This is a genomic window from Psychrobacillus vulpis (assembly GCF_006861825.1).
In the GTDB taxonomy this organism is placed as follows: Bacteria; Bacillota; Bacilli; order Bacillales_A; family Planococcaceae; genus Psychrobacillus; species Psychrobacillus vulpis.
The window spans coordinates 106026-113013 of record NZ_VDGI01000015.1 but is presented as its reverse complement, the minus strand read 5'-3'; the positions used below and the strand labels follow the sequence as shown (position 1 = coordinate 113013).

Here is a 6988-nt window from a genome sequence, read left to right as displayed (position 1 = left end):
TTATCATCAAAAAAGACGGAGGGGACGATGTCCGCGAAATTTGATTGGATTGGAAGGGGGTACCCCCTTCCAATCCAATCAAATTCATACTTCGAACAGAATCTGTTTGTGATACAAAACAATTGAAAACTTGTAATTAGCATTTTACACAATTATAAGGACTTGACTCATTTATGCTCGGATAGGTTATTTATATGCTCGCATAGCGACTAGCTTTGCTCTAACACGAGCTTCATGCTCGGTTGACACTCATTTATGCTCGGATAGATGATGTTTATGCTCGCACAGCGTCCAAATTTGCTCGGGCACCTGCTCTATACTCGATTCAGACTTGTAACTCGCATAGTACCAACCTTTGCTTAGACCATCTTTGTGCTTAAATGAAGCATATCCCTACGCGAAGTAAAAAAAACAAGTTCAGAGAAATTATTCCTCTGAACTTGTTTCTTTTTTTGCGCTAAAAAATTCTGGTGTCTTCTCCATTTGATCTAAAAATCCTTGAGACTTTAATCGTAATCCGACTTGTTCACTATAAATCGTTCGAATGATCTTTTTGATGAAACCTTTCGTCTCTTTTTTTAGAGTCAGCCTTCCAACCTGTTCTATTGGAACAGTGTAGAATGTACGAATAAGCTTTACTTGTGACGGAGTTAATCTAATAATATATGGATCAATTGAGAAACATCGGTGGCACAGAAACCCAATTTGCGAAAAGGAAAACGCAAATTCCCCATCTGTTGCACCGCAGTTTGAACATTGATGTAGGACGGGATGTATTCCAGCCGTAGGTAGCAGCTTCCACTCTACAAATAGACTTATCGCTTCGGGATCGTATTCCTCTGAAATAGCCTGTAAAGCTTGCTGTAAAATAGTGAAAAGATGAGGCTGCGGAGCCTCACCTTCGATTAATCTATCCGTTAACTCCATAATAAAACTTGCATAAGCCGTTCCAAAAATATCTTCACGAATGGATCTCATTGAATCGATTATTTCGCCTTGTTGAAGAGTTCCCATTCCTCTGCCCTGTTGTATTAAAAAATATGCATACGTAAATGGCTGAGAGATGGATGTTAATCGGCTCGTAGGTTTTTTGGCACCTCTAGCCATTACTGCTCTTTTCCCAAGTTCACGTGAAAAAATCGTAACAATTTTGTCAGATTCTCCATATGAAGAAGTACGTAAGACAATCCCTTCTACTTTTTGTAGCAATTGTCCACCCTTCTTTCTTGTCTATCTATCTTTAGCGCCTTCCCTGTCTTAGGAAAGACTCGTCGAACGCGCTAATTCTTAGTATTCATCTTCTCTAAAGCCGTAATCGCGTAAATGGGTTGATTTATTTCGCCAATCTTTTTGTACTTTTACCCAAAGTTCTAAAAACACTTTCGTACCTAGAAGCATTTCGATATCATGGCGTGCTCTTGTACCAACTTCTTTTAACAATGCACCTTTTTTTCCAATGACAATTCCTTTTTGCGAATCTCTTTCAACAATAATCGTTGCCATCACACGAATCATATCTTTTTCGGTATCTTCTTCTTTTTTGATTTTATCAATGACTACTGCAATTGAATGCGGAATCTCTTCTCGGGTTAAATGAAGTACTTTTTCGCGTATTAATTCGGAAATTATAAAACGTTCAGGGTGATCCGTCACTTGATCTGCAGGGTAATATTGAGGTCCTTCTGGTAAATAGGTTTGAATTGTTTCTAGTAATCGTTCTACGTTATTTCCTTGTAGTGCCGAAATTGGTACGATTTCTGCAAAATCATACTTATCCTTATAAGACTCGATAATTGCGATTAATTCATCTGGGTGTACTTGATCTATTTTGTTTATAACTAGAAAGATTGGTGTTTCGTTCTTTTCTAGTAGGTCAATAATAAACTCATCGCCTTTACCAATTGGTTCTGTTGCATTCACCATAAATAAAATAACATCAACTTCACGAAGAGTATTTTTAGCTACTTTTAACATGAAGTCTCCAAGCTTATGCTTCGGTTTATGAATTCCAGGTGTATCGATAAAAATCATTTGACTTGACTCTAAAGTTAAGACACCTTGTACTTTATTGCGCGTAGTTTGAGGCTTATCACTCATAATCGCAATTTTTTGACCGATTACACGGTTCAAAAATGTAGATTTACCGACATTTGGTCTCCCAATTATCGAAATAAATCCAGATTTAAAGTCTTTATTGTTTTGCTGCATAGTCTAAATCCTCCGTTGTAAATGCACCTGGTAGCAACTCTGCAACCGTTGTTTCTAATACATTTCCTTTTAAATTTGTTAAATAAACTGGCATACTTCCGTCACAAAACTCCGCTAATACTTGTCTGCATGCCCCGCATGGAGAGATTGGTCCTTCTGTATCACCAGAAATAGCAATAGCAGAGAAAGTTGTCTTCCCTTCAGATATTGCTTTAAACATAGCTGTTCGTTCCGCACAATTTGTCAATCCAAATGAAGCATTTTCAATATTACACCCCAGAATAACTTCCCCATCATTTGTTAACAATGCTGCTCCTACCGGGAACTTAGAGTATGGAACATATGCTTTTTCTCGTGCAGTTTTGGAAGCTTCCATTAATTTTATTTTATCCAATTCTTTCACCTCTAAAAAATAATTCCCCACCATTTTGGGACAAATATAATTAAACCAACAATCGCACAACATATAGCATACACGAGACAGGCACCAGCAGCTAAATCTTTTGCATGTAATGCAAGCTGATGAAAATCAGGGGATGTTAAATCAACCACTCGTTCGATTGAAGCATTTACTAATTCTATCATGAACATGCCACAAATTAACATGATAATAATAATCCACTCATACTTAGATAATCCTGTAGCGGTACTTGCAATCACTACAATTACTGCAGACAAAAGATGAAATCGAAAGTTTTGTTCACTTTTTATCACATATATAATCCCATGAAATGCAAATATAAATGACTTAAAAAACTTACGAATGTCCATGGCCTTCACGTGTCAATCCAAAAGCTTGTAAGATTGTTTCTTGTAACCCAAACATTTCTTGTTCTTCTTCTTTTGTACCATGATCGAAACCAAGTAAATGTAAAAAACCATGCACTGCTAAAAAACAAAGTTCTCTTTCGAAAGTATGCGCATAAGACTCTGCTTGTTCACTAGCACGCTCTACAGAAATAACGATGTCTCCTAAAAGAGTCGGAAGTTCAGCATCTTTAATCTCGATTTCTCCGTCTCCCATTTCTTCCATCGCAAAAGAAATAACATCTGTTGGAACATCTTTTTTACGGTAGGTACGATTGATTTCTTGAATTGTGTCATTCGTTACAAATGTTACACTAACTTCACTTCCTTCTTTTACTGATTGTTGCTTCCCTGCAAATTGTATTACTTTTTCAACAAGCTCTATTGTCTGCTCTGATAGTGTATTTGTTTCATCCATTAAATCTAGTTCTAGCATATATGTTCCACCTTCTGTCTTATTTTGGGTACTCAATTCGTGAATGGAAAATTCCATTCAGTGTTGTACAAAAGCTTTCTTCCATTATTTTTATTTCACGTAAAGATAAATCACATTCATCAAATTGTCCATCTTGTAGTTTATCTTTAATAATTGATTTTACTAAAGCCTGTATTTTTTCTGCGTTCGGTTCCTTCATAGAGCGGACGGCTGCTTCAACACTGTCAGCTACGGATATAATGGCTGCTTCTTTAGACTGTGGCTTAGGTCCATCGTATCTGAAATCTTCTTCTCTAACCTTCTCATTTTGCTCTTTTGCTTTATGGTAGAAGAATTTTAACAAGCTTGTACCATGATGTTGCTCTGCTACATCTACAATTTCTTTGGGCATTTTATGCTTTCGTAAAATATTCGCCCCATCTGTTGCATGAGCACTAATAATATCACGACTTGCTTCCGGTGGTAAATTATCATGTGGATTGTATCCATTTAATTGATTTTCTATAAAAAACCCTGGTCTTTTAGTTTTACCTATATCATGATAATAACAGCTAACTCTTGCAAGTAATCCATTTGCACCAATTGCTTCACAAGCAGTTTCTGCCAAGTTCGCTACCATCACACTATGATGATAAGTTCCTGGTGTTTCGGTTAATATTTTCTTCAGGAGCGGATGATTTGGATTCGATAATTCTATCAGCTTCATAGTAGACAGAATTCCGAATACAGATTCAAAAAACGGCAATATTCCAATCGTTAATGCTCCAGACAATACCCCCGACAGTACGGCAGCCCCAAAGTAGAATAATAAGTCGCTAACCCCATAAGTCGTTTTTGTCATAAGTAAATAAAATAGTATAAATACTATATTCATAGAAGAAACGATTAAACTAGATCGTAGAATTTGTGAATTATGCTGCGTTTTTTCTAAAGCTATAATCCCAGCTATTCCTCCAAATAGGATATATAATGTTATTTCCATTTGAAACACATTCGTATACCCTTCTTGAAAAATAAACCCAGCATATGCAGATATAATGATGGTAGTAATAAAAGCCATACGTTCATTTACTAAAAGGTATACGAGCATGGATGCAATTGCTGTAGGAAAAATAAAAGCAATGACTACATCAAAATTATATGCAATATATTGTAATACTTTCATCATTAAGACAGAAATAAACAAAGTAAAAGCAATAACTAATAAAGATTTTGTATTTTCTACTGTTCTAGCTTTCCCATTAGTTGTTTGCACATACAAAACCCACATCGTGAGCAATACAAATAAACCAACACCTACAAGTGGTTTAAAGGATGATTTACTCGTTACCATACCTAAAAGCTTTAGTTGCCTATATACTTCTCTATCAATAATTTCACCTTTTTGTACTAGAATTTGGCCTTGTAGTATTCTTGTTGGTTCTACACTTGCTTTTGCCTGTTCTATACGTAATTTTGTTTGTTCTTTGTTTTCAATCTCCGTTTCTACAATACTAAAACGTGCAATTGTTATAAGAACATCCATATACTCTTTTGGAAACTTAAATGTCTGTTTAACTCTGTCTTCAATTTCTCTTTTTTCGTCTGGAATATTTTCCATACGAATTGGTTGATTTAAAGAGTCTTTAACGTAAGTTACAAGTGTCTCACTAGATTGCTTTAGAGTTGTCTGTGCTTGGTTTAATAATATTGACAAAGCATCATCCGACAACTGTACATAATTTGCATTTTCCGCTATTTTATCCAATTCTTTCTTTAACTTATCAAGCTGATTTTTAGCCCCATTAACATCATCTACAGGTATATTTTGCTTCTTTATCTCCATAACGCTATCAAAAATGGAACGTATAATTGCTGCCTGGTTGTCAGCAGTTTCTTCTTGGAATTCAAATTTTGGTAGAACTTCTAAAGCAGCCTTTTCACGTTCTTCTTCTGTTTTCACAGGATCTTCCATCGTTTTGACAGCACGAATAGTTTCAGGAGATAACTGAAACTCTGTTATATCATATTTATTTTCTTTTACATTCCCAATTAGTAGAAAAAACATAATAACAGCTGTAACAAAAATGATAACTAATGGGAGATGCTTATAATTGCTCCATTCCTTTATTTTCAATAAAATAGAATTCATACTATATTCATCCCCCTTATAACTGGTAATTTCATTATACCTTATTTTTAATATTTTACTTTTTTATTTCTAGAAAATTGTTGAAAAAGGCGACACTCCTGCGGGAATAGCGTTAGTCGAAGACCCCACAGCAAAGCGAGGAGGCTGAGGCAACGCCCGCGGAAAGGGAGGCCACTGAAAAACCAAAATTCAGAAAATAAAGTCACCACTTGAGAAGTATATTTGTATCAAAATTGGCATGACGTCCCCATAAACACCCTAAAAAGTGAAGGAATTATGGGATTTCGTTTTTATTTTTTGAAAAAAAGTGACTTTTTCAGTGGCCTCCGGAAAGGGAGCCGTTTCAATGATTTTCTTATTTATTTTTTATTGAAAAAGAAAAAACTGTAGAAAAACTCAAAATTCTTAGAGTTTATCTACAGTCCGAAACAGCAACCCATTAAGGTTGCTGTTCCTCGTAAGCTTGTATAATTTTTGCAACAAGTGGATGACGAACGACGTCACCTTGTTCTAGGTATTGAAAGTGAATACCAGATACATTCGATAGAATCTTTTCCGCAATCATTAACCCTGATTCTGCACCTTTTGGTAAATCAATTTGCGTTTTATCACCTGTAATGACCATTTTGGAACCAAATCCAAGACGAGTTAAAAACATTTTCATTTGTGCTTTTGTCGTATTTTGAGCTTCATCTAAAATAACAAATGCGTCATCTAGCGTTCTTCCCCTCATATAAGCAAGAGGAGCGATTTCAATCGTACCGCGTTCAATTAGTCGTTCTGTTTGTTCTGTTCCTAATACATCATGTAACGCATCGTATAAAGGCCGTAAATAAGGGTCTACCTTCTCTTTCAAGTCTCCAGGTAGAAAACCTAGGCTTTCGCCTGCTTCCACTGCTGGACGTGTTAGAATGATTTTTTTCACATGGGCGTTTTTTAATGCTTGAGTTGCCATTACAACAGCCAAATACGTTTTACCAGTACCAGCTGGACCAATCCCAAACGTTAAATCGGAATGTCTAATCCCTTGTATATATTCACGTTGTCCGATAGTTTTTGCTCGAATAGATTTACCTTTTGTATTTCTTGCAATTTCTTCATCATAAAGTCCAGAGAAGTACTCGATCGTACCGTTCATACTCATTTCTATTGCAGTGGAAACATCTCGCAAATTAATATTTATCCCTTTACGAATAACGGCTAGAAGTTGTTCCATTAGTTTCTTCGCTTCTACAGCATTGTTTTCATTACCAACAATTCGAATTGTTTCCCCTCTAGTGATGAGTTGGACGTGAAGTTCCTCTTCTATTAGTTTTACATTTTTATCTGAAATACCTAGAAGCATCACTGCTTCTGCAGGATCTTGCAAGTTAATATCTAATTGTTTTTGTTCGCTCATGCTTCGT

7 protein-coding genes are annotated in these 6988 nt (G+C 35.8%); all 7 read right to left on the bottom strand.

Annotated elements, in window-relative coordinates:
* Positions 1-426: 426 nt before the first annotated feature.
* The 7 genes from recO to FG384_RS13820 all read right to left on the bottom strand — a co-directional run bounded on the left by recO (position 427) and on the right by FG384_RS13820 (position 6981).
* On the bottom strand, positions 427-1209 hold the full coding sequence (gene recO / locus FG384_RS13850; protein WP_142643200.1) for a DNA repair protein RecO: 783 nt from the start codon (positions 1207-1209) through the stop codon (positions 427-429).
* 78 nt (positions 1210-1287) lie between these two features.
* Complete coding sequence (era, locus tag FG384_RS13845; protein WP_142643199.1) at positions 1288-2208, bottom strand: GTPase Era; 921 nt, start codon at positions 2206-2208, stop codon at positions 1288-1290.
* Complete coding sequence (locus tag FG384_RS13840; protein ID WP_142643198.1) at positions 2192-2602, bottom strand: cytidine deaminase; 411 nt, start codon at positions 2600-2602, stop codon at positions 2192-2194. Before FG384_RS13840 ends, era begins: the two co-directional genes overlap by 17 nt.
* Positions 2603-2613: 11 nt before the next feature.
* The gene (locus tag FG384_RS13835; protein ID WP_142643197.1) at positions 2614-2979 is read right to left on the bottom strand and encodes a diacylglycerol kinase family protein; all 366 of its coding nucleotides are present in this window, start codon (positions 2977-2979) and stop codon (positions 2614-2616) included.
* The gene (ybeY, locus tag FG384_RS13830; protein ID WP_142643196.1) at positions 2966-3451 is read right to left on the bottom strand and encodes an rRNA maturation RNase YbeY; all 486 of its coding nucleotides are present in this window, start codon (positions 3449-3451) and stop codon (positions 2966-2968) included. The genes FG384_RS13835 and ybeY overlap by 14 nt, the downstream gene beginning before the upstream one ends.
* A gap of 19 nt (positions 3452-3470) precedes the next feature.
* Complete coding sequence (locus FG384_RS13825; RefSeq protein ID WP_142643195.1) at positions 3471-5582, bottom strand: HD family phosphohydrolase; 2112 nt, start codon at positions 5580-5582, stop codon at positions 3471-3473.
* Positions 5583-6021: 439 nt separating this feature from the next.
* Positions 6022-6981 carry a PhoH family protein gene (locus FG384_RS13820; RefSeq protein WP_142643194.1) on the bottom strand — a complete coding sequence of 320 codons (960 nt, stop codon included), beginning with the start codon at positions 6979-6981 and terminating at the stop codon, positions 6022-6024.
* Positions 6982-6988: the final 7 nt, after the last annotated feature.

Excerpts from the sequence above, each read along its gene's own strand:
- era (WP_142643199.1), bottom strand. The coding sequence starts at position 2,208 with ATGCAGCAAAACAATAAAGACTTTAAATCTGGATTTATTTCGATAATT.
- FG384_RS13835 (WP_142643197.1), bottom strand. The coding sequence starts at position 2,979 with ATGGACATTCGTAAGTTTTTTAAGTCATTTATATTTGCATTTCATGGG.
- ybeY (WP_142643196.1), bottom strand. The coding sequence starts at position 3,451 with ATGCTAGAACTAGATTTAATGGATGAAACAAATACACTATCAGAGCAG.
- FG384_RS13825 (WP_142643195.1), bottom strand. The coding sequence starts at position 5,582 with ATGAATTCTATTTTATTGAAAATAAAGGAATGGAGCAATTATAAGCAT.
- FG384_RS13820 (WP_142643194.1), bottom strand. The coding sequence starts at position 6,981 with ATGAGCGAACAAAAACAATTAGATATTAACTTGCAAGATCCTGCAGAA.